Below are 21,468 nucleotides of genomic sequence, written 5' to 3'. Positions count from 1 at the left end.
CAACCGTGCCGGCGCGCTTACCCCGCGGACAATTCGCGGGCGCGCTGCTGCGCCTTGTGCACCGCCTGCGTGATGGCCTCGGCCACGCCGGCCTGCTGCATGTGCGACAGCGCAGCGTAGGTGGTGCCGCCCTTGGAAGTGACGCGTTCCTGCAATTCGGTGAGCGGCACGTCTTCGCTGGCGGCAAGCTCTGCCGCGCCGCGGAAGGCGGCGACCGCCAGCCGGCGGGCGTCGGCAGGCGTGAAGCCCAGCTCGACAGCGCCCTTCTCCAGCGCCGCCATGAAGTGAAACACGTAGCCGGGACCGCTACCGGTCACCGCGGTGACGGCGTCGATCATGGCTTCGCTGTCGGTCCAGATGCGCTCACCGACGGCCGCGAAAAGCGCGTCGACCTGATCGCGCTCGGCCTGGCCGCAGGCCGGGGTGGCGTACAGGCCAGTCATGCCCAGCCCCACCTTTGCGGGCGTATTGGGCATGGCACGCACGATGCGCGCGTGGCCGCCCAGCCAGTCCGACAGCGCTGCCAGTTCCACGCCCGCCGCGATGCTGACCACCGTGGCGTCGGCCGGCAGATGCTGACGGACCTGGCCACACGCCTCGCGCAGCACCTGCGGCTTGGTGGCCAGCACGCACAGGCCCGCGTCGCCGATGTCGCTGCTGACCTGCTCCAGGCACGGCAAGCCGCGCGCGACCAGCGCCTCGCGCGTGGGCGCGTAGGGCTCGATCACCAGAAAATCGGTCAGCGCCCGGCCCTGGCCGAGCAGCCCGTCGATGATGGCGGAGGCCATATTGCCGCCGCCGATGAAGACGATCTTTTCACGCATGTTGCTTCAGTTCCAAAGAGGGATTGCGGACCGGGCCGGCATGGTTGCCATGCCGGCGCGCGGGATGGGGATTCGACAGTCTACGGGCATCGCGAGGCATCACGCCTTCGTCAGCGCCACGCCTGCCTGCGACGACGAACGCGTGCCCGGCACCGGATGGCAAGACTCGGGGTGATAGGTGTGAACCACCGACAACTTCACGCGGTCGCTGCTGTTGCCCTGCGCGGCGTGCAAGGTGCGGCAGTGAAAGAACACGACGTCGCCCGCCTGCAGTTCCGGGCAGACGGCGCGCGCGATCCATTCGGCGTTCTGCGGCACGTCCTCGCGGAAGAACTTCTTTTCGTCGAATTGTTCCGGCGTATAGGCCGCCTTGTGCGAACCGGGAATGAACGACAGGCCGCCGTTGGCGCGCGTCTCTGGCCCCAGGGCCAGCCAGCAGGACACCAGATCCGTGTCCGAGAAAGACCAGTAGCGGATGTCCTGGTGCCAGCCGGTCAGGCTGCCATACGCGGGATGCTTGGTCATCACGCAGTTGTGGTGCACGGTGGACAGCACGGGCGTCTCGTTGAAGTAGCGCTGCAGCCACTGCCCGATGCGCGGGTTGGTGGCCCATTGCGCGAACAACGGGTCGCGCGCGTAGGCGTTGAGTAGCCGCCGCACCGTCAGGCCGCCTTCGGCGGTGCGGGATACCGGCGCGCCGGGGTAGCGCAGGTCGGCTTCGTATTCGATGGGTGCAACGTGATCGCGCAAATGGCGCTCGGCCAGCGCGCGCAGCGCGGCGACCTCTTCGGGGCTGGCGAACTGGCGCGCCACCACGAAGCCCTGCTCACGCAGCACGGCTATCTGATCATCAGGCAATAACCCGGACATCTCGATCCTCACAGCCCGCGTCGGAAAGCGGCGCGTCTGCGGGCGGGCAGGCGCGCACCGGCAAGGCGCCGGTCACGCGGGATGGCTAGATTACCAAAACGGCCTCAGCCCGCGGGGGTCTTCTCGGGGTGGACGGCTGGCGCGCCGAGCCGGGCGGCGTCGCGCTCCTGGACTTCGTGGTGGACCCATTCGCGCCAGACGGCCACCAGCAGCGCCATCAGCACCGGGCCCACGAACAATCCCACGATGCCCATGGTCTTCACGCCGCCCACCAGGCCGAAGAAAGTCGGCAGGAACGGCAGCTTGACCGGGCCGCCCACCAGGCGCGGGCGCAGCGTCTTGTCGACGATGAAGAGTTCGACGCTGCCCCAGACCATCAGCGCGATGCCCGCGACCACATGGCCCGAGCCCACGAGATACAGGGACACCAGCGTGAATGACAGCGGCGCGCCCCCGGGGATCAGGGCCATGAAACCGGTGACCACGCCCAGCAATACGGGCGACGGCACGCCCGCGACCCAATAGGCGATGCCCAGCACGACGCCTTCGCCCAGCGCGATCAGGCCCATGCCGGTGACGGTGGAATTGATGGTGGCCGGCACCACGCGCGAAAAGCGCTGCCAGCGCGCCGGCAGGATGCGTTCGCCCAGCACATCCAGCTGCGCGACCATGCGGATACCGTCCTTGTAGACGAAGAACAGCGTGATCAGCATGAAAAGGACCGTCAGCAGCAACTGGAAGACGTTGCCCGTGGCGGCCAGCGCCATGCGGTAGATGTTGCCCAGGTGCTCTCCGCTGACCGCTTCGACCAGCGCGCCCAGCGCGTGGGGCTGGCCAATATAGGATTCCCAGTATCGCGCCAGGCGGTCGCCCACGACCGGCATCGAGGAAATCCACGCGGGCACGTCCACGCCATGGCGGTTGGCGGCGATGGCCCAGGCGACGAACGCGCTGGCCTCCTTGATGGCATAGGACAAGGCCAGCGACAACGGAACGATCAGCACCACGACGACGACCAGCAGCGCCAGCGACGCGGCCACTGTTGTACGGCCGCCGCATCGGACGACGAGGCGTTGATACAAGGGCCAGCTGGCCAGGCCGATGATCAGCGCCGCCAGGGCCGGGACCAGAAATCCGCTAAGAAAGTAAACCCCCGCCAACAGCACAAGCAGCAACAGCCATCGGGCAATGAGGTAAGCGGGTAGAACAGGCTGCATAGCGCGAATCGACTGTAAGGGCGTTGTAGGCTTTGACTGTCGGACTATACAGACGTTTCATGCGATTCGAGGGACGTAAGGGCTGTATTTACTACGGGGTTTCCCGCGCTTAACGCACATGGCGGACCCGAGGGTCCGCCATGTCGTTGCGCCGGAGGCGATGGCTTACAGCAGATATTCGGCGGCTTCTTCGCGCGCGGTGCGGCGGCGCGGGGCCATATCGGCCAGCGCCGGGATGGCCGGCACGGGGGGTTGCACCGGCGCGGTCTGACCCTGGTTGCGCTGGTACACGGCGCAAGAAGCGGCGGCCGGATCGGTCTCGTCGCGGCCGCTGAGCAGCGGACAGCCAGCAAACAGGTCAGCGACCCAATCGGTAAAGGCCCGCACCTTGGGCGACAACTGCCGGCTCTGCGGATACAGCACCGAAATGGCCGTGGAGCTGGGTTTCCATTGCGGCAGGATCTCGATCAGCTCGCCCGATTGCAGGTACGGCAGCGCCATGTAACGCGCGGTCTGGATCAGGCCGAAGCCTTTCAGGCCGCAATCCAGGTAGGCCCCGGCTTCGTTCACGGCCACCGTGCCCTTCATGTCCACTTCCTGGTGCTTGCCGTCCACCTTGAAGTCCCAGGCGCAATTGCGGCCGGTGCGGCTGGAAAAATAATGCACCGCATGGTGATCCCGCAGCGATTCGATGGTTTGCGGCATGCCGTGGCGCGCCACGTACGTGGGGGACGCGCAAGTCACGGTCTGCAGGGTGCCGATGCGGCGGGCGACCAGGCTGGAGTCTTCGAGGTCGCCGGCGCGGATCACGCAGTCCACGGCTTCCTGGACCATGTCGACCGGACGGTCGCCCAGGCCCAGCACCAGCTCGACGTCGGGGTATTTGTCGTGGAAATCACACAATGAGGGGATCAGGATCAGCCGGCCGATGCAGGTCGGCACGTCGATGCGCAGGCGGCCCTTCAGACGCAGGGCGGCTTCCTGGAAGCACGCCTCGGTTTCTTCGACGTCGGCCAGGATGCGCACGCAATGCTGGTAATAGCCCGCGCCGTCGGGCGTCAGGCCAATGCGGCGGGTGGTGCGGTTCAGCAGGCGCACGCCCAGGAGGCGTTCCAGATTCTGAATGATGGTGGTGACGGTGGTGCGCGGAAGCGATAGGCTGTCGGCCGCCCGGGTGAAGCTATTGGCGTCCACGACGCGCACAAACACCTGCATAGCCTGAAAGCGGTCCATGGCAAGGGTGTCCTTAGGCAAATAAGTCGGGGTGAACGGAGCATAACCCGATTTCACCGCTGATTAGTCATTCTCCACGAACAGTGTTGCCGGGAAAGACAGGTTTATCCGCCCGGACAAAACACTCAGAATGCAAACCATCTTGAAGTGCCCTTGCCGCCCGGCGCAAGAAAAGGGCATGTCAATCCTCAGATTCCGCACCGCAGCGGCCCGCCCTTACCCGGCGGCCACCGCCTCCAGATCAGCGACCCCGGTCGATGTTGCATTGCAGCATTTTCATATGACCCTGGATTCTTAGGACTGGCATCCCCGCACCGCCGCCTTCTGTTTTCCCGCATTCCGGGCAAGCGCGCTTCCGCCTCTAAAGAACCACTCAAGGAAACACCATGGTTTCGCGTAAACGTATTGCTGTGCTCGTCGTATTTGCAGCCGTCCTGGCGGCCGGTGGCGGCTACGCCCTCACCCGCGGTCCCGCGGGCGGCAATGTCGCCATGGCGCAGGGCGCCCCCGCCGCGCCCCCGGTCGAGGTGGCCGAGGTCGTCAACAAGACCATCGTCGACTGGCAGCGCTATTCCGGCCGCCTGGAGGCCATCGACCGCGTGGATATCCGGCCGCTGGTGTCCGGCACGCTGACCGCCGTCCACTTCAAGGACGGCAGCATCGTCAAGAAGGGCGACGTGCTCTTCACCATCGACCCGCGCCCCTACGCGGCCGAGGTGGACCGCGCCGCCGCCGCGCTGACGGCCGCCAAGGCCCGGGCCGCCTACACGGCGTCCGAACTGGCCCGCGGCCAGCGCCTCTTGGCCGACAACGCCATCGCCCGCCGCGATTTCGAGGAAAAGCAGAATGCCGCCCGCGAAGCCGCCGCCAACCTGCAAGGCGCGCAGGCCGCGCTGGACTACGCCAAGCTGAACCTGGGCTACACCCGCATCGAGGCGCCCGTGGACGGCCGCGTGTCGCGCGCCGAGGTCACGGTAGGCAACGTGGTGGCCGCCGGCGCCGCGTCGGTGCCGCTGACCACGCTGGTGTCGGTATCCAAGATGTACGCATCGTTCGACGTGGACGAACAAACGTTCCTGCGCTACGTGAACCCGGTGCGCAACGGCCGCGCCGGCGCGGTGCCGGTCGAACTGGGCCTGGCCAACGAAGACGGCTACTCGCGCACGGGCGCCGTGCAATCGGTGGACAACCGCCTGGATGCCACCTCCGGCACCATCCGCGTGCGCGCCGAATTCGACAACGCCGACGGCACGCTGCTGCCCGGTCTGTACGCCCGCATCCGCCTGGGCGGCAGCGAGCCGCGCGCGGCCGTGCTGATCGACGAACGCGCCATCGGCACCGACCAGGACAAGCGCTTTGTGCTCGTGCTGGACGACAAGAACCACGCCGTCTACCGCCAGGTGAAGCTGGGCGCCAACCAGGAAGGCCTGCGCGTAGTGGATTCGGGCCTTGCCGCCGGCGAGCGCATCGTCGTCAACGGCCTGCAGCGCATCCGCCCCGGCGACGCCGTGACCCCCACTGTCGTCCCCATGGTTGCGGCCAAGCGCACCCCCGGCAACCCGGTCAAGACCGCCTCGGCACAGAACTAAGCCGACGCGTCGAACGAGAACGTTTATGAATATCTCGAAATTCTTCATCGACCGGCCGATCTTCGCCGGCGTCCTATCGATCCTGGTGCTGCTGGCGGGCCTGTTGGCCATGTTCCAGCTGCCCATCTCCGAATACCCGGAAGTCGTGCCGCCATCGGTGGTGGTGCGCGCGCAGTACCCGGGCGCCAACCCCAAGGTCATCGCCGAAACCGTCGCCTCGCCGCTGGAAGAATCCATCAACGGCGTGGAGAACATGCTGTATATGCAGTCGCAGGCCAACAGCGACGGCAACCTGACGCTGACGGTGAACTTCAAGCTGGGCGTGGACCCGGACAAGGCGCAGCAGCTGGTGCAGAACCGCGTGTCGCAGGCGCTGCCGCGCCTGCCGCCGGACGTGCAGCGCCTGGGCGTGACCACGGCCAAGAGCTCGCCCACGCTGACGCTGGTGGTCCACCTGATCTCGCCCAACGACCGCTACGACATCACGTACCTGCGCAACTACGCGATCCTGAACGTGAAGGACCGCCTGTCGCGCATCACCGGCGTGGGTGAAGTCACGGTGTGGGGCTCGGGCAACTACTCCATGCGCGTGTGGCTCGATCCGCAGAAGGTCGCCCAGCGCGGCATGACCGCGTCCGAAGTCGTCAACGCGATCCGCGAGCAGAACGTGCAGGTCGCGGCCGGCGTGATCGGCGCCTCGCCCACGCAAGGCGACGTGCCGCTGCAGCTGAACGTGAATGCCCGCGGCCGCCTGCAGACCGAAGAGGAATTCCGCGACATCATCCTGAAGACCTCGCCGGACGGCGCGGTCACGCACCTGTCCGACGTGGCGCGGGTTGAACTGGACGCGCAGGAATACGGCCTGCGCTCGCTCTTGAACAACAAGCAGGCGGTGGGCATGGGCATCATGCAGTCGCCGGGCGCCAATGCGCTGGACGTGTCCAGCCAGGTGCGCGCGGCGATGGCCGAGCTGGCCCAGGATTTCCCGCCGGGCGTGGAATACCGCATCGAATACGACCCCACGCAGTTCGTGCGCTCCAGTATCGAAGCCGTCGTGCACACGCTGCTCGAAGCCATCGCGCTGGTCGTGCTGGTGGTGATCCTGTTCCTGCAGACCTGGCGCGCGTCCATCATTCCGCTGCTGGCGGTGCCCGTGTCCATCGTGGGGACGTTCGCGCTCTTGCTGATGTTCGGTTACTCCATCAACGCGCTGTCGCTGTTCGGCATGGTGCTGGCCATCGGGATCGTGGTGGACGATGCCATCGTGGTGGTCGAAAACGTCGAGCGCAACATCGCGGCGGGCTTGAGTCCACGCGATGCGACCTATCGCGCCATGCGCGAAGTCAGCGGCCCCATCATCGCCATCGCGCTGACGCTGTGCGCCGTGTTCGTGCCCCTGGCCTTCATGACGGGCCTGACCGGCCAGTTCTACAAGCAGTTCGCCATGACCATCGCCATCTCGACGGTGATCTCGGCCTTCAACTCGCTGACCCTGTCGCCCGCCTTGTCGGCCCTGCTGCTCAAGAGCCACCACGACAAGCCCGACTGGCTGACCCGCGGCATGAATCGCGTCTTCGGCCGCTTCTTCAACTGGTTCAACAACATGTTCGGCCGCGCGTCCGAGTCCTACGGCACGGGCGTGGCCAGCGTCATCCGCCGCAAGGCCGGCGCGATGGGCGTCTATGCCGTGCTGGTCGCCGCGACCCTCGGCGTGTCGTACATGGTGCCCGGCGGCTTCGTGCCCGCGCAGGACAAGCAGTACCTGATCGGCTTCACGCAGCTGCCCAACGGCGCCTCGCTGGATCGCACCGAAGACGTGATCCGCCGCATGAGCGACATCGCCCTGAAGGAACCCGGCGTGCAGTCGGCCATCGCCTTCCCCGGCCTGTCGATCAACGGTTTCACCAACAGTTCCAGCGCGGGCATCGTGTTCGTCACGCTCAAGCCGTTCGACGAACGCCGGGGCGCCGAACTCTCCGGCAACGCCATCGCGGCCTCGCTGAACCAGAAGTTCGCCGCCATCCAGGATTCGTTCATCGCCGTGTTCCCGCCACCGCCCGTCATGGGCTTGGGCACGCTGGGCGGCTTCAAGCTCCAGCTGGAAGACCGCGCGGCGCTGGGCTACGCCGAACTGGACAAGGCCAAGCAGGCCTTCCTGGAAAAGGCGCGTCAGACGCCCGAACTGGGCCCCACGTTCTCCAGCTACGAGATCAACGTCCCGCAGCTTGACGTGGACCTGGACCGCGTCAAGGCCAAGCAGCTGGGCGTGCCGGTGACCGAAGTCTTCGACACCATGCAGATCTACCTGGGCTCCATGTACGTCAACGACTTCAACCGCTTTGGCCGCGTGTTCCAGGTGCGTGCGCAGGCCGACGCGCCGTTCCGCGCGCACGCCGACGACATCCTGCAACTGAAGACCCGCAACGCCGCCGGCGACATGGTGCCGCTGTCCTCGCTGGTCACGGTCAAGCAGACCTTCGGGCCGGAAATGGTCGTGCGCTACAACGGCTACACCGCCGCCGACATCAACGGCGGACCGGCCCCCGGCTTCTCGTCCGACCAGGCGCAGGCCGCGGCCGAGCGCGTCGCCGCCGAAACCCTGCCGCGTGGCGTCAAGTTCGAATGGACCGACCTCACGTACCAGCAGATCCTGGCGGGCAACGCGGGCCTCTGGGTGTTCCCGATCAGCGTGCTGCTCGTGTTCCTGGTGCTGGCCGCGCTGTATGAAAGCCTGACCCTGCCGCTGGCCGTGATCCTGATCGTGCCGATGAGCATCCTGGCGGCGCTGACCGGCGTCTACCTGACCGGCAACGACAACAACATCTTCACGCAGATCGGCCTGATGGTGCTGGTGGGGCTGTCGGCAAAGAACGCGATCCTGATCGTGGAGTTCGCCCGGGAGCTCGAGATGAACGGGCGCACGCCGCTCGAAGCCGCCATCGAGGCCAGCCGCCTGCGTCTGCGCCCCATCCTGATGACGTCCATCGCGTTCATCATGGGCGTGGTGCCGCTGGTGCTGTCGTCGGGCGCCGGCTCCGAAATGCGCCACGCCATGGGTGTCGCTGTGTTCTTCGGCATGCTGGGCGTGACCCTGTTCGGCCTGTTCCTCACGCCGGTGTTCTATGTCCTGCTGCGTTCGCTGGGCGGCAAGAAGCTGCACTCGGCCGCGCCGCACGAAGCGCCCGTCTGCGTGCCGCACATCGACCCGAACGCGCCGCCCGCCCCGCAACACCACGCGTAGGCCGGCAAACCAGAGTAGCCAGCGCGTCCTGTCCAGTGGGATGGGACGCGCGCCAAAGAGAAACGTCATGATGATGAAAAGACTGACCCGAGGATCCGCCCTGCTCGCCCTGCTGCTGGTGCTGGCCGGCTGCGCGGTGGGTCCCACCTACGAGCGGCCCTCGGCCGACACGCCGGCGGCCTTCAAGGAAGCCGCCCTGCCCGCGTCCGAAGCCGGCACGTGGAAGCCCGCCGAGCCGTCCGAAGACGCGCTGCGCGGCGCCTGGTGGAAAGTGTTCGGCGACGAAGGCCTGAACCAGCTCGAAGAGGAAGCCCAGCGCGCCAACCAGGACCTGCAGGCCGCCGCGGCGCGGCTGACGCAAGCGCGCGCCCTGCAGCGCGAAGCGCGTTCCGGCTTCTTCCCCAGCCTGGACGCCGGCTTCGGCCCCAACCGCCAACGTCCGTCGGCCGTGTCGCAAGGCCTGCCCGATGGCACGTCCACGTCGCCCGTCACCACGTGGCGCGCCCAAGGCACCGTGTCCTACGAGGCCGACCTCTTCGGCCGCGTCGCATCGACCGTGGACGCCGCCACCGCCGACGCGCAGCAAAGCGAAGCGCTGTACCGCTCGGTGCTGCTGGCCCTGCAGGCCGACGTCGCCACCACCTACTTCCTGGTGCGCGAACAGGACGCCGAATCGCGTCTCTACCATCAGACCGTCAAGCTGCGCACGGACACGCTGCAACTGATCCAGCGCCGCTACGACGCGGGCGACATCAGTGAACTGGATCTCGCGCGCGCCAAGGCCGAACTCGCGTCGGCGCAATCCGAGGCCCTGGGCATCGACCGCCGCCGCGCCACCGCCGAACACGCGCTGGCCGTGCTGCTGGGCCGCGCCCCGTCGGAATTCACGATGCCGCCGCAGCCCATCGAACAGATCGCGCTGACCATCCCCGCCGGCCTGCCGTCCACGCTGCTCGAACGCCGCCCCGACATCGCCGCCGCCGAACGCGCCATGGCCGCCGCCAACGCCCGCGTCGGCGCCGCCAAGTCCGCGTTCTTCCCGCGCCTGGACATCACCGGCGCCTTCGGCTACGAGTCCTCGGAGCTGGGCAACCTCTTCCAATGGTCCAGCCGCACGTTCCTGCTGGGCCCCCTGGTCGGCGCCGCCCTGTCCATGCCCATCTTCGACGGCGGCCGCCGCCAGGCCGGCCTGGACCGCGCCCGCGCCGTCTACGAGGAAGACGTCGCCGTCTACCGCCAGACCGTTCTGAACGCGTTCCGCGAAGTCGAAGACAACCTGGCCAACCTGCGCATTCTGGCCGACCAGACCAAGGCCCAGAACGCCGCCGTGGAAGCCGCCGCCCGCGCCGCAAAGCTCTCGCACACGCAGTACCGCGAAGGTTCCATCAGCTACCTCGACGTGATCGAAGCCGACCGCAGCGTCCTCCTGCAACAGCGCGTCGCGGTCCAATTGACCGGCGAACAGGCCCGCTCCACAGTGGGACTGATCCGCGCCATCGGCGGCGGCTGGGAGAATCCGGTGCCGCCGGATAAGGTGGCGGCGAAGTAAAGACGGCGACAGGCTGATGTCTGGCACCCGCACATCAGCGCGCAGCGTCCTAAACCCGACGCAAGACACCGCGTAAGGCCCACAAGGCCGCCCGCGCGGCCGCAGTGGGGCGGGCTCCGCAAGACGCTTCAAGCCCGACCCCGCGCTGGCAAGAACCCCAAGCACTCAACTCGCCCCAGCGCCCGTGAAGCCCAAACCATCGCAGCCCGGCGTGTCGGCGGCCTGGGCGCGCGGGGCGTGAAGATGCGCCCGAGGGAATCTGAAGGCAGTCGCCGAAGGCGACAACGAAGATGACGAAGGGGCAGTCCGGAGCGAAGGCTCCGGACCGCAATCGTGGCCCCGCGCGCCCAGGCCGCCGACGCGCCGGGCGTCAAAAGAAAAAGCCCCCCCCGCAAACATCGCAGTCAACCCCACGCCCCATCACCCCCGGCGCGCCAAACACCGCAACGCCACCCGATACCCCACAAACACATAAAACCCGCCAGAGTTCATCACCAGCCAAGCCCCCAACCCGCCAAGCACCGCCACCACCGGCCCCACGGCCCTGACGTCGCCCTGCGTCCAGGCGATGCCGCCGAGTGCGCCCACGGCGATCAGACCGATCGACAGGCGCTTGAGCAGCACCACGCCCTGCACCCGCCCCGCCATCATCAGCACCATCCCGATCGACAGGCCCAGCGCAGTCCCCGCGCACACCGCGACCAGCGCGAACGCGGCCATCGCGGGGCCGACGAATCGCAGCAGCAGGCTCAGCAATTCAATGCCGACGCCCAGCCCGCCCGCCATCACCAGCACGGACAGCACCAGGGGCGACCACATGCCCGGTGGCGTGCGGCCCTCGTCCATGTGGGCCACGAAGCGGTGCATCGCCGCAGACGAGGAAGGGTCGTTGCCAGCCTCCAAAGCCGCTTCCAGCTTGCGGCACTGATCAATCAGGGCGTTCAGGCCGGAGGCGGGCTCGGGGGTCATAGCCGTGTCACGCCGGGTGCATGTTCGGCCACGGTGCTTCGCAGCGCGGCCATCGCCTCTTCCACGGCCACAGGCCGGAACGCATCCTCCCGCCAATACATCGCGACCGACCCGAAACCCGATAGCCGCACCGGAATGATGCGCATCGCCCGCATCTGCGAAAAGCGCAGCGCGGCGCGGTGCGACGCGACGCCGATCATGTCGCTGTTGTTGATGAGGGTCAGGTTGATGGTTACGGAATTGGATTCGATATGGTCGGGCGGCGGCGCCTGTCCGGCCGCGGCCAGCGCGGCGTCGACCGCGTTTCGGATGGGCGTGCCCTTGGGCCACAGGATCCAGCGGTAGGACAGCAGGTCCTGCCAGCTTGGCTGCTCCACTGCGAAGAGCGGATGGCGAGGCCGCGCCACCAGGTGGATGGGTTCCAGGTACAGCGCCTCGAAGCGGATGGCGGGATCGTGGTGCTCCGGCGCCGACCGTCCCACGACGATATCCAGTTCCCCTTGCGCCAGTTGGGCCAGCAGACGATCGGTCGTTCCCTCGACCAGTTTCACGCGCGCCTGCGGCATGCGTTCCAGCAACTTCATCACCGCCAGCGGCACGGTGTCGGAGGCCGACGCGCCGGATGCGCCGATCACGACGCGCCCGCCGCCGCCCTCGCGCAGGGCCGCCATGTCCGCGCTGGCGCGATCCAGTTGCGACTCCACGCGCTGCGCGTGCGCGATCAGCACGTCGCCATGCGGCGTCGGGCGCAGGCCGCGCGCATGTCGCTCGAAGAGCGGCAAGCCAATATCGTCTTCCAGATCCTTCAGCCATTTCGACAGGCCCGGCTGCGTCGTGTTGAGCATCGCGGCCGAGTGGCTGATGTTGCGGGTCTGGGCCAGGCTGAGCAGCATCTTCAAATTGCGCAGCCGCAAGCGATGGGTCCAGTCCATGCAGGCCCTTTTGATGGGAGGTTTGTCTCGTATGTATATGGTTATTGGTATGGATAATAAGATAATTTCATTTCAAACCACATAGCTCCTGCTCGCATAATCGTCTCCATATCAGGACCAGCCGCGAACTTACGCGGCGGCCGCCCGTAGAAGCCGGCACCAGCCGGACATACAGGAGACAACCATGCACGACGGTCATTGCGCCGGCGCGGACAGCGCCGCTTCGGACCGCGCCCGTTATTACGCGCGCATCGCCAAGAAACACATGGCCCCGCTGTGGGAATCGCTGCACAACCTGGTGCCGCGCCAACCCGCCCCGCGCTGCGTGCCGGCCCTCTGGAAGTACGACGACGTGCGTGACGACGTGATGGCGTCCGGGTCGCTGATCACCGCGGAAGAAGCCGTGCGCCGCGTGCTGATCCTGGAAAACCCCGGTCTGCCGGGCCAGGCCAGCATCACGCAAAGCCTGTACGCGGGACTGCAGCTCATCCTGCCGGGCGAGATCGCGCCCAGCCACCGCCACACGCAATCGGCCCTGCGCTTCATCGTCGAGGGCCGCGGCGCGTACACCGCCGTCAACGGCGAGCGCACGACGATGCACCCCGGCGACTTCATCATTACGCCCTCGTGGACCTGGCACGACCACGGCAACGCCGAAACCGTGGAAGGCGGCGAGCCGGTGGTCTGGCTGGACGGCCTGGACATTCCGCTGCTGCGCTTCCTGGATGCCGGCTTTGCCGAGAACTATCCGTCCGCCACGCAGCCGGTCACGCGGCCCGAAGGCGACAGCATGGCGCGCTTTGGCCACAACATGGCGCCCGTGCGGCATCACGTCTCCAGCGGCACCTCGCCCATCTTCAACTACCCCTACGAACGCAGCCGCGAGGCGCTGGATGCGCTCTACCGGCACGGCGAGCTCGACCCGTGGGACGGCGTCAAGCTGCGCTACCTGAATCCGGCCACGGGCGGCTATCCCATGCCGACGATGGCCACCTTCATGCAGTTCCTGCCGGCAGGCTTTCAGGGCAAGACCACGCGCACGACCGATTCCACGGTGTACAGCGTGGTCGAAGGCCGCGGCACGGCGCGCATCGGCGACCAGGAGTTTCATTTTGGGCCGCGCGATGTGTTCGTCGCGCCCTCCTGGATGCCGGTGCAGCTTGCCGCGCTGGAAGACGCCACGCTCTTCAGCTATTCCGATCGGCCGGTGCAGGACGCGCTGGGCCTGTGGCGCGAAGAACGCGTCGGCTGACGCCCGTACACGGCCGCACGTGGAAGCACGCGGCCGAAGCTGGCCGCGAATACGGCCGAGATTCCAATTTCCCTCCGCCTTCAAAGGGTGACCCATGTCGTTTGTGTTTGCTCCCGCCGCTCCCGTTGCCGTGCCCATTGCCGGCAGCCAGGACAGTTTTCCCGTGCGACGCGTGTACTGCGTCGGCCGCAACTACGCCGCCCACGCGCGGGAAATGGGTTTTGACCCCGACCGCGAACCGCCGTTCTTCTTCTGCAAGCCGGCCGACGCCGTCGTGCCGGTCGCGCAAGGCAGCACGCTCTCCCTGCCCTATCCGCCCGAAACGGCCAACCTGCACTACGAGATCGAACTGGTCGCCGCCATCGGCAAGGGCGGCGCCAACATCAGCGTCGACGAGGCCCTGCAGCACGTGTGGGGATACGCCGTCGGCCTGGACATGACGCGCCGCGATCTGCAGATGAAGATGCGCGAAGCCGGCCGCCCGTGGGAACTGGGCAAGGCGTTCGACCAGAGCGCGCCGATCGGCCCGTTGCATCCGGCCCAATCGGTCAGCGGCATCGAGCAGGCCGGCATCTGGCTGCAAGTCAACGGCGCAGACCGCCAGCGCAGCGACATCGGCAAGCTGATCTGGTCCATCGCGGAAACCATTGCGTATCTCTCGAAGTACTTCCGCCTGGAGGCCGGCGACCTGATCTACACCGGCACGCCCGAAGGCGTCGGCCCCGTGGTGCGCGGCGACAAAATGGTCGGCGGCGTGGACGGACTGGGCACGCTCAGCGTGCAGATGGCTTGAGGCCGGGAGACCCGCATGCAACTGCACAACTTCTTCAACAGCTCCACGTCCTACCGCGTGCGCATCGCGCTCGCGCTCAAGGGCCTGCCCTATGAATACCTGCCCGTAAACCTGCGCAAGCAGGAGCAGCGGGCGCCGGACTACGTGGCGCGCAACCCGTCGGCCGGCGTGCCGCTGCTGGTCGACGGCGACGTTGCGCTGTCGCAGTCGCTTGCCATCATCGACTATCTGGACGCCACGCATCCCGAACCTCGGCTGATTCCCGCGGACACGCTGGCGCGCGCCCGTGTGCTGGAGCTGTCGCACGCCATCTCGTGCGACATCCACCCGGTCAACAACATGCGCATCCTGCGCTACCTGCAGGAAGTGCTGGGCGCCAGCGAAGCGCAGAAGAACGCCTGGTACCACCACTGGATCCGCGAGGGTCTGACGGCGGTGGAAGCGCTGCTGGCGCGTCATGGACACGGCGCGTATTGCTTTGGCGATGCGCCCACGCTGGCGGACTGCTGCCTGGTTCCGCAGGTGGCCAACGCGCAGCGCATGGGCTGCGATCTGTCGCCCTACCCGCGCATTCTGCGCGTCGTCGAACACTGCAACGCGCAACCAGCCTTCCAAGAGGCCGCGCCCGCGCAACAACCGGACTACACCAAGTGAGCATGCAAGAACCCGACACGCAAGGCGCCCCGCTGCGCGAGTACACCGACCCGGCCTACCACCGGCTGTGCGCCACCCTGGCGGACGTGCGCGCCAATATCGACCGGCTGGACGACGAGATCGTGCGGCTGATTGCCGAGCGGGCGATGTACGTGAAGGACGCCGCGCGCTTCAAGCGCGACGCCTTTCAGGTGAGCGCGCCCGCGCGCCAGGCGCAGGTCTTCGAGAAGGCCCGGGCGCTGGCCCAGCGCCACAACCAGGGATTCACGAACCTGGAGCAGGTGGTGGACGCCACCTACCGCGCGATGGTGGCCGCCTTCATCGCCAATGAACAGACCTATTTCGACACCATGAAGAACGTGGGAGACACGCATGCTTGATTCTTCGACCTCGCAACCGGGCCGCCGCCTTTCACGCCGTTTTGCACGCCTTTTTACGACCCGCGCCGCGGCGTTTGGCCTGGCCGTGCTGGCGCCGCTGGCCGCCACCGCCGCCGACGCATGGCCCACGCAGCCGCTCAAGGCCGTGGTGCCGTTCGGCCCGGGCTCCAGCCCCGACCAGGTTGCGCGCATCGTCAGCGAGAAGGCCGGCGCGATCCTGGGCCAGACCATCGTCGTCGAGAACAAGCCCGGCGCCAGCGGCAACATCGGTACCTTCGCCATCGCCAATGCCAAGCCGGACGGCTACACGTTCGGCGTGTCGATCACCGGTCCGCTGGTGAACAACACGCTGCTGTTCGACAAGCTTCCCTACGCGCCCGCCAAGGACCTGTCGCCGCTGACGCTGGCCGTGCACCAGCCCAATGTGCTGGTGGTGCCGGCCGCTGCCGGCATCGACAACATCGGCCAGCTTCTGGAGGCATTGAAGAAGAACCCGGACAAGTACAACTTCCCGTCGCCGGGCGCGGGCACGGTCTCGCATCTGGCTGTGGAGTTGCTATTGCAGCAGATCGGCGCGCGCGCCACGCATGTGCCCTATCCGTCGTCGCCGGCGGCGCTGACCTCGCTGCTGTCGGGCGACACGCAGTTTGCCGCGCTGCCGCCTATAGCGGTGATGCCCATGGTCAAGGACGGCCGGCTCAAGGCGCTGGCGGTGACCTCGTCCAAGCGCTCCGCCCTGCTGCCCGATATCCCGACGCTGGCCGAAGTGGGCGTGCAAGGGATCGAAGGCTCCGCGTGGATCGGCTTCGTGGTGTCGTCCAAGACGCCGGCCGATGTGCAGAAGAAGCTGTCGGACGCGCTGATCCAGGCCATTCACGACCCCGAGGTCGCCAAGCGGCTGCAGGCGCAGTTCATGGACCCGGTCGGCGATACGCCCGCGCAGTTTCGCGGCTACATGGACGACGAGTTGAAGCGCTGGGAGCCGTTGATCAAGAAGCTGGGCATCAAGGGCCAGTAAGGACGTCGCGCGGCCCGGCCGCGCGCCGACAGCAACAAGCAAGGAGAGTCAGATGGTCATCACCGAACCCGCCCGCCAGGTGCCGCTTTATGGCGAGTACGAGGTCGTCGTCCTGGGCGGCGGCCCGGCCGGCGTGCTGGCGGCCGCCAGCGCCGCGCGCAATGGCGCCAGCGTGCTGCTGGTGGAGCGCTATGGATTTCTGGGCGGCATGGGCACCGCTGCGGGCGTGTCCAACTTCTGCGGCCTGCACGCCAACATCCATGGCGACATCCGGCAGGTGGTGCACGGCATGACCGACGACCTGCTCGACCGCATGCGCGCGATGGACGGGCTGAACGACCCGCATCTGATCCTGGGCAAGATCCACGCGCAGGCCTACGACATCTCAGCGTACAAGTGCGCGGCCGACGGCCTGGTGCAGGACAGCGGTGCGCAGGTGTTGTTTCACGCGCTGGCCACCGGCGTCGCGCGTGACGGCCAGGGCCGCGTGGACGCCCTGTTCCTGGAAACCAAGTCCGGCCGCTGCGCCGTACGCGCAGAGATCTTCATCGACTGCTCGGGCGACGCCGATATCGCGCAATGGGGCGGCCTGCCGTTTGAAAAGGGCGATGCGCACGGCCACATGCTGTATCCCACGCTGATGTTCAAGGTGGGCAATGTCGACGGCGCGCGGGCGCAGGAAGCCTGGAAGACCATTCCGGCGCTGATGGACGAGGCTGCCGCCAGCGGCGAGTTCACCTTTCCGCGCAAGGGCGCCATCGTGCGCCCGCAAAAGCACGATTACGAATGGCGCGTGAACGTCACGCAGCTGGCCAACGCCGACGGCAGCGCCGCGGACGGCACCAACGCGGATTCGCTGTCGGCAGGCGAACTGGAGGGCCGCCGGCAGATCATGAACTACCTGGCTTTCCTGCGCGCCAAGGTGCCGGGCTTCGAACAGGCCTATGTGCTGGACATCGCGCCGCAGCTTGGCATTCGCGAGACCCGCCGCATCGTCGGCGAGGCGGTGCTCAGCCAGGAAGACGTGCTGGGTTGCGCCGACTTTCCCGACAGCATCGGCGTCAATGGCTGGCCGCTGGAGATGCACACCGCCGGCGACGTCAAATGGGTCTGGCCGCCGATTCCGGAATCGCGCGGCTACAACCAGCTGCCGTTTCGCATGATGGTGCCCCGGCGCGGCCCGGGCGTGGCCGACAACGTGCTGGTGGCGGGCCGCTGCGCCTCCATGACGCACGAAGGCCAATCGGCCGCCCGCGTGAGCGGCAGCTGCTTTGTGATGGGCGAGGCCGCGGGCACCGCATCCGCAATGGCATTGCGCGAGGGCATCGCGCCCGGCGACGTGTCCATCCCCGCGCTGCAGGCGCAATTGAAAAAGCAGGGCGCCTTCCTGGGCGGCCAGGACTGATCCCGGGGGATTCCGACATGACGCAAAACCAGGCTGCAAAGCCCAAAACGCAAACCGTGATCGTCGTGGGCGGCGGCATCGGCGGCCTGGCCGCCGCGCTGGCGCTGACGCGGCAGGGCATCGCGGTTCAACTGCTGGAGCAGGCGGCGCATATCGGCGAGATCGGCGCCGGCATCCAGCTCGGACCCAACGCGTTCGCGGCGCTCGACGCCCTGGGCGTGGGCCGCACGGCGCGCGAGCGGGCCGTCTTCACAGATCACATCATCATGATGGATGCCGTGGACGCCAAAGAGGTCGTGCGCATCGACACCGGCGAGGCGTTTCGCGCGCGGTTTGGCGGCCCTTACGCCGTCATCCATCGCGCCGACATCCACCTGTCGATCCTGGAGGCCGTGCAGCAGGACCCGCTGATCCAGTTCCGCACGTCCACGCAGATCGCCAGCATGTCGCAGGACGAACGCGGCGTGGAGGTGGTGGACACGCAGGGCAACCGCTACCGCGCCGACGCCGTGGTGGGCGCGGACGGCGTGAAGTCCGTGATCCGCGAGCGCATGGTGGGCGACCCGGCGCGCGTAACTGGCCACGTCGTCTATCGCGCCGTGGTCGAACAGGACAACATGCCGCGAGAGCTGCGCATCAACGCGCCCGTGCTGTGGGCCGGTCCGCACTGCCATCTGGTGCACTACCCCTTGCGCGGCGGCCAGCAATACAACCTGGTCGTCACCTTCCATAGCCGCGAAAAAGAGGAATGGGGCGTGCGCGAAGGCAGCAAGGACGAGGTGCTGTCCTACTTCCAGGGCATCCACCCGACCCCGCACCAGATGCTGGACCGGCCGACCTCGTGGAAACGCTGGGCCACCGCCGATCGCGAACCCGTGGAGCAGTGGGGCCAGGGACGCGTCACGATCCTGGGCGACGCCGCCCACCCCATGACGCAATACATGGCCCAGGGCGCCTGCATGGCGCTGGAAGACGCCGTGACGCTGGGCGAGGCGATCCGGCAGTGCGATCACGACCTGCCGGCCGCCTTCCGGCTGTACGAATCGGTGCGCATCCCGCGCAGCGCGCGCGTGGTGTGGTCAACGCGGGAAATGGGCCGGCTCTATCACGCGCGCGGCGTGGAGCGCACCGTGCGCAACATGCTGTGGACGGGGCGCAGCCAGTCCCAGTTCTACGACGCGTTGCAGTGGCTGTACGGGTGGAAAGTGGAGAACTGCCTGCAGGCCAAGCCGCCGCAATAGCAACCGATAACCAAACAGCAGGACAGGAAACAGCAGGGCAAGCGGTATCAACACAGCGCAGCACAACAAGCACGAGTGCAAGAAAAGCACCAGAGGAGACAACCATGCACAAAAGCACCATCCGCGGCGCCGCCGCCGTCATGCTGTCATTGGCCTCGTACGCGGCCAGCGCGCAGCCCAAACCGGTGGACATCGGCTTCATCGGCACCCTGTCCACGCCCGCCGGCTACATCGGCGAGGACGAGCGCGACGCCTTCATGCTGGCCGTCAAGGAAGGCGGCGGCAAGCTGGGCGGCGTGCCGGTCAACGTGCGCGTGGAGGATGATGCGCTCAAGCCCGCCAACGCCAAGCAGATCGCCGACAAGATGGTGCAGGGCGGAGTGCGCCTGTTCACCGGCATCAACTTCTCGAACGTGATGGCCGCCGTTGGCCCCACCGTGCTGAACGCGGGCGCCTTCTATGTCAGCCTGAACGCCGGCCCCTCCAACTACGCCGGCAAGGCCTGCAATCCCAACTACTTCGCGGTGGCGTTCCAGAACGACTCGTACGCCGACACCGCCGGCATGGCCGCCAACGAACTGGGCGCCAAGCGCGTCGTCATCATGGCCCCGAACTACCAGGCCGGGCGCGACGCCATTGCCGGATTCAAGCGCACCTACAAGGGCGAGATCGCCGACGAGATCTACACCAAGCTCGAACAGGCCGACTTCTCGGTGGAACTGGCGCGCATCCGCTCGCTCAACCCCGATGCCATCTTCCAGTTTCATCCGGGCGGCGCGGGCATCAACCTGACCAAGCAATTCGCCAACTCGGGGCTGGCCGACAAGATCAAGATGATCACGCCCATCTACTCGATGGACGACCGCATGCTGGCCGCCACCGGCACCGCCGGCAAGGGCTTTTACCTGAGCTCGCTGTGGAGCGCCGACCTGGACAACCCGCAGAGCAAGCACTTCGTCGAGGCCTTCACCAAGGCCTACAACCGCCCGCCCACCGCGTACGCGGCCCAGGCCTACGACACCGCCAACCTGATCGGCTCCGCATTGAAAGCCGTGAATGGGGACATCATCGGCAAGCCCGACGACTTTCGCAACGCGCTGCGGCGCGCCGACTTTCCCAGCGTGCGCGGCAAGTTCAAGTTCGGCTCGAACCAGCACCCCATCCAGGACTGGTATCTGCTGCACATCGAAGCCGGACCCGACGGCAAGCTGGTCTACAAGAACCTGAAGGTGCTGGCGCACGACCACACCGACGTGCACGCGGCCGACTGCAAGATGCAATGACGCGGCACGGGCTGCGCGGCACCGGGCTTGCCGGCGCCGCGCAGCCTCACTACACGGACGCTCCCAAGAAGGAGTCGCAATGCTGATGTTCCTGGAGCAGGTCCTGAACGGCCTGCAATACAGCGCCTTGCTGTTTCTGTTGTCGGCCGGATTGACGCTGGTGTTCGGCATCATGAACGTCATCAACCTGACGCACGGCTCTTTCTACATGGTGGGCGCGTTCTGCGCCGCCAGCGCGGCGGCGTCCACCGGGTCGTTCGCAGCTTCGCTGCTGGCCGCGCTGGCGGGCGCGGCGCTGTACGGCCTGGTGATCGAGCTGCTGGTCATCCGTCATCTGTACCGGCGCGATCACCTGGATCAGGTGCTGGCCACGCTGGGGCTGACGCTCTTCACCAATGAACTGGTCACCGTGCTGTTTGGCCGCAGCCCGCCGTTCATGGACATTCCTCCTTTCTTGTCCGGGTCCGTCGCGCTCCTGCCCGGCCTGAACTATCCCATCATGCGGCTGGCCTTCATTGGCGCCGGCGCGCTCGTCGCGCTGGGATTGTGGCTGCTGATCTCGCGCACGCGGGTCGGCATGCTGGTGCGCGCGGGCGCCGACGACGGCGAAATGGTCGATGCGCTGGGCGTGAACATCCAGCGTCTGTTCACCCTGATCTTCACGCTGGGCGCGTTGCTCTGCGGCTTTGCCGGCGTCATGGCCGCGCCCCTGCTGGCCGTGGAGATCGGCATGGGCGAACGCATCCTCATCACCACCTTCGTCGTCATCGTGGTGGGCGGCGTGGGCTCCGTGCGCGGCGCGCTAGTGGGCTCGCTGATGATCGGCATGACCGACGCGCTGGGGCGCGCCTACATCCCCTTCTGGATGTCGCGCCTGCTGCCGCCAGAATTGTCGGACTCGGCCAGCTCCAGTCTCGTGTCCGCCAGCATCTACATCCTGATGGCCATCGTGCTGCTGTTCAAGCCGCGCGGACTGGTGCCGGCCCAGCGCTAGGAACGATATTCATGACCAGATCAA

The 21,468-nt window shown here is 67.1% G+C and carries 18 protein-coding genes; 12 read left to right on the top strand and 6 right to left on the bottom strand.

Annotation, left to right across the window (positions count from 1 at the left end):
* Nucleotides 1-17 precede the first annotated feature (17 nt).
* From proC to FBY20_RS13630, 4 genes are all read right to left on the bottom strand, one after another.
* Nucleotides 18-824 carry a pyrroline-5-carboxylate reductase gene (gene proC, locus FBY20_RS13645; protein ID WP_056324707.1) on the bottom strand — a complete coding sequence of 269 codons (807 nt, stop codon included), beginning with the start codon at nucleotides 822-824 and terminating at the stop codon, nucleotides 18-20.
* Between the two features lie 99 nt (nucleotides 825-923).
* The gene (locus FBY20_RS13640) at nucleotides 924-1,694 is read right to left on the bottom strand and encodes a phytanoyl-CoA dioxygenase family protein (protein WP_142052722.1); all 771 of its coding nucleotides are present in this window, start codon (nucleotides 1,692-1,694) and stop codon (nucleotides 924-926) included.
* A gap of 104 nt (nucleotides 1,695-1,798) precedes the next feature.
* Entirely contained in the window at nucleotides 1,799-2,911 is a 1,113-nt protein-coding gene (locus FBY20_RS13635; protein ID WP_142052719.1) for an AI-2E family transporter, read from the bottom strand.
* A gap of 165 nt (nucleotides 2,912-3,076) precedes the next feature.
* Nucleotides 3,077-4,144 (bottom strand): LysR family transcriptional regulator, encoded by a 1,068-nt coding sequence (locus tag FBY20_RS13630; RefSeq protein WP_142052716.1) that lies wholly within the window; start codon nucleotides 4,142-4,144, stop codon nucleotides 3,077-3,079.
* 386 nt (nucleotides 4,145-4,530) lie between these two features.
* Between FBY20_RS13630 and FBY20_RS13625 the strand changes: the two genes are divergently transcribed.
* The 3 genes from FBY20_RS13625 to FBY20_RS13615 all read left to right on the top strand — a co-directional run bounded on the left by FBY20_RS13625 (nucleotide 4,531) and on the right by FBY20_RS13615 (nucleotide 10,523).
* The gene (locus FBY20_RS13625) at nucleotides 4,531-5,733 is read left to right on the top strand and encodes an efflux RND transporter periplasmic adaptor subunit (RefSeq protein WP_056324696.1); all 1,203 of its coding nucleotides are present in this window, start codon (nucleotides 4,531-4,533) and stop codon (nucleotides 5,731-5,733) included.
* A gap of 25 nt (nucleotides 5,734-5,758) precedes the next feature.
* Nucleotides 5,759-8,974 carry an efflux RND transporter permease subunit gene (locus FBY20_RS13620; protein WP_142052713.1) on the top strand — a complete coding sequence of 1,072 codons (3,216 nt, stop codon included), beginning with the start codon at nucleotides 5,759-5,761 and terminating at the stop codon, nucleotides 8,972-8,974.
* Nucleotides 8,975-9,041: 67 nt separating this feature from the next.
* On the top strand, nucleotides 9,042-10,523 hold the full coding sequence (locus tag FBY20_RS13615) for an efflux transporter outer membrane subunit (protein ID WP_174245411.1): 1,482 nt from the start codon (nucleotides 9,042-9,044) through the stop codon (nucleotides 10,521-10,523).
* Nucleotides 10,524-10,943: 420 nt separating this feature from the next.
* Here FBY20_RS13615 and FBY20_RS13610 read toward each other — a convergent pair whose 3' ends face one another.
* A complete protein-coding gene (locus tag FBY20_RS13610) occupies nucleotides 10,944-11,492 on the bottom strand; it encodes a hypothetical protein (protein ID WP_142052707.1) in 549 nt (182 codons plus the stop codon).
* The gene (locus FBY20_RS13605) at nucleotides 11,489-12,424 is read right to left on the bottom strand and encodes a LysR family transcriptional regulator (RefSeq protein ID WP_142052704.1); all 936 of its coding nucleotides are present in this window, start codon (nucleotides 12,422-12,424) and stop codon (nucleotides 11,489-11,491) included. Before FBY20_RS13605 ends, FBY20_RS13610 begins: the two co-directional genes overlap by 4 nt.
* Before the next feature lie 184 nt (nucleotides 12,425-12,608).
* Between FBY20_RS13605 and gtdA the strand changes: the two genes are divergently transcribed.
* The 9 genes from gtdA to FBY20_RS13560 all read left to right on the top strand — a co-directional run bounded on the left by gtdA (nucleotide 12,609) and on the right by FBY20_RS13560 (nucleotide 21,444).
* Entirely contained in the window at nucleotides 12,609-13,676 is a 1,068-nt protein-coding gene (gene gtdA / locus FBY20_RS13600) for a gentisate 1,2-dioxygenase (RefSeq protein WP_056320527.1), read from the top strand.
* Between the two features lie 94 nt (nucleotides 13,677-13,770).
* A complete protein-coding gene (locus FBY20_RS13595) occupies nucleotides 13,771-14,469 on the top strand; it encodes a fumarylacetoacetate hydrolase family protein (RefSeq protein WP_142052701.1) in 699 nt (232 codons plus the stop codon).
* Nucleotides 14,470-14,484: 15 nt separating this feature from the next.
* Nucleotides 14,485-15,123, top strand: a complete 639-nt coding sequence (maiA, locus tag FBY20_RS13590; RefSeq protein ID WP_142052698.1) for a maleylacetoacetate isomerase — start codon at nucleotides 14,485-14,487, stop codon at nucleotides 15,121-15,123.
* A gap of 2 nt (nucleotides 15,124-15,125) precedes the next feature.
* Entirely contained in the window at nucleotides 15,126-15,503 is a 378-nt protein-coding gene (locus FBY20_RS13585; protein WP_142055935.1) for a chorismate mutase, read from the top strand.
* Nucleotides 15,496-16,521: a tripartite tricarboxylate transporter substrate binding protein gene (locus FBY20_RS13580; protein WP_235512676.1), complete on the top strand. Its 1,026-nt coding sequence runs from the start codon at nucleotides 15,496-15,498 to the stop codon at nucleotides 16,519-16,521. Before FBY20_RS13585 ends, FBY20_RS13580 begins: the two co-directional genes overlap by 8 nt.
* 52 nt (nucleotides 16,522-16,573) lie before the next feature.
* The gene (locus FBY20_RS13575) at nucleotides 16,574-17,926 is read left to right on the top strand and encodes an FAD-dependent oxidoreductase (RefSeq protein ID WP_142052695.1); all 1,353 of its coding nucleotides are present in this window, start codon (nucleotides 16,574-16,576) and stop codon (nucleotides 17,924-17,926) included.
* A gap of 17 nt (nucleotides 17,927-17,943) precedes the next feature.
* On the top strand, nucleotides 17,944-19,167 hold the full coding sequence (locus FBY20_RS13570; protein ID WP_142052692.1) for a 3-hydroxybenzoate 6-monooxygenase: 1,224 nt from the start codon (nucleotides 17,944-17,946) through the stop codon (nucleotides 19,165-19,167).
* A 104-nt stretch (nucleotides 19,168-19,271) separates the two neighbouring features.
* Nucleotides 19,272-20,450, top strand: coding sequence for an ABC transporter substrate-binding protein (locus tag FBY20_RS13565; protein WP_142052689.1), 1,179 nt, complete (start codon nucleotides 19,272-19,274; stop codon nucleotides 20,448-20,450).
* 79 nt (nucleotides 20,451-20,529) lie between these two features.
* The gene (locus tag FBY20_RS13560; protein ID WP_082586249.1) at nucleotides 20,530-21,444 is read left to right on the top strand and encodes a branched-chain amino acid ABC transporter permease; all 915 of its coding nucleotides are present in this window, start codon (nucleotides 20,530-20,532) and stop codon (nucleotides 21,442-21,444) included.
* The last annotated feature ends 24 nt before the right edge of the window (nucleotides 21,445-21,468 follow it).

Origin of the sequence: Achromobacter sp. SLBN-14 (assembly GCF_006715415.1) — a bacterium.
Taxonomy (GTDB): Bacteria; Pseudomonadota; Gammaproteobacteria; order Burkholderiales; family Burkholderiaceae_B; genus Achromobacter; species Achromobacter mucicolens.
Note: the sequence above shows the minus strand (reverse complement) of the source record. Positions and strands in the feature narration are given on the sequence as shown.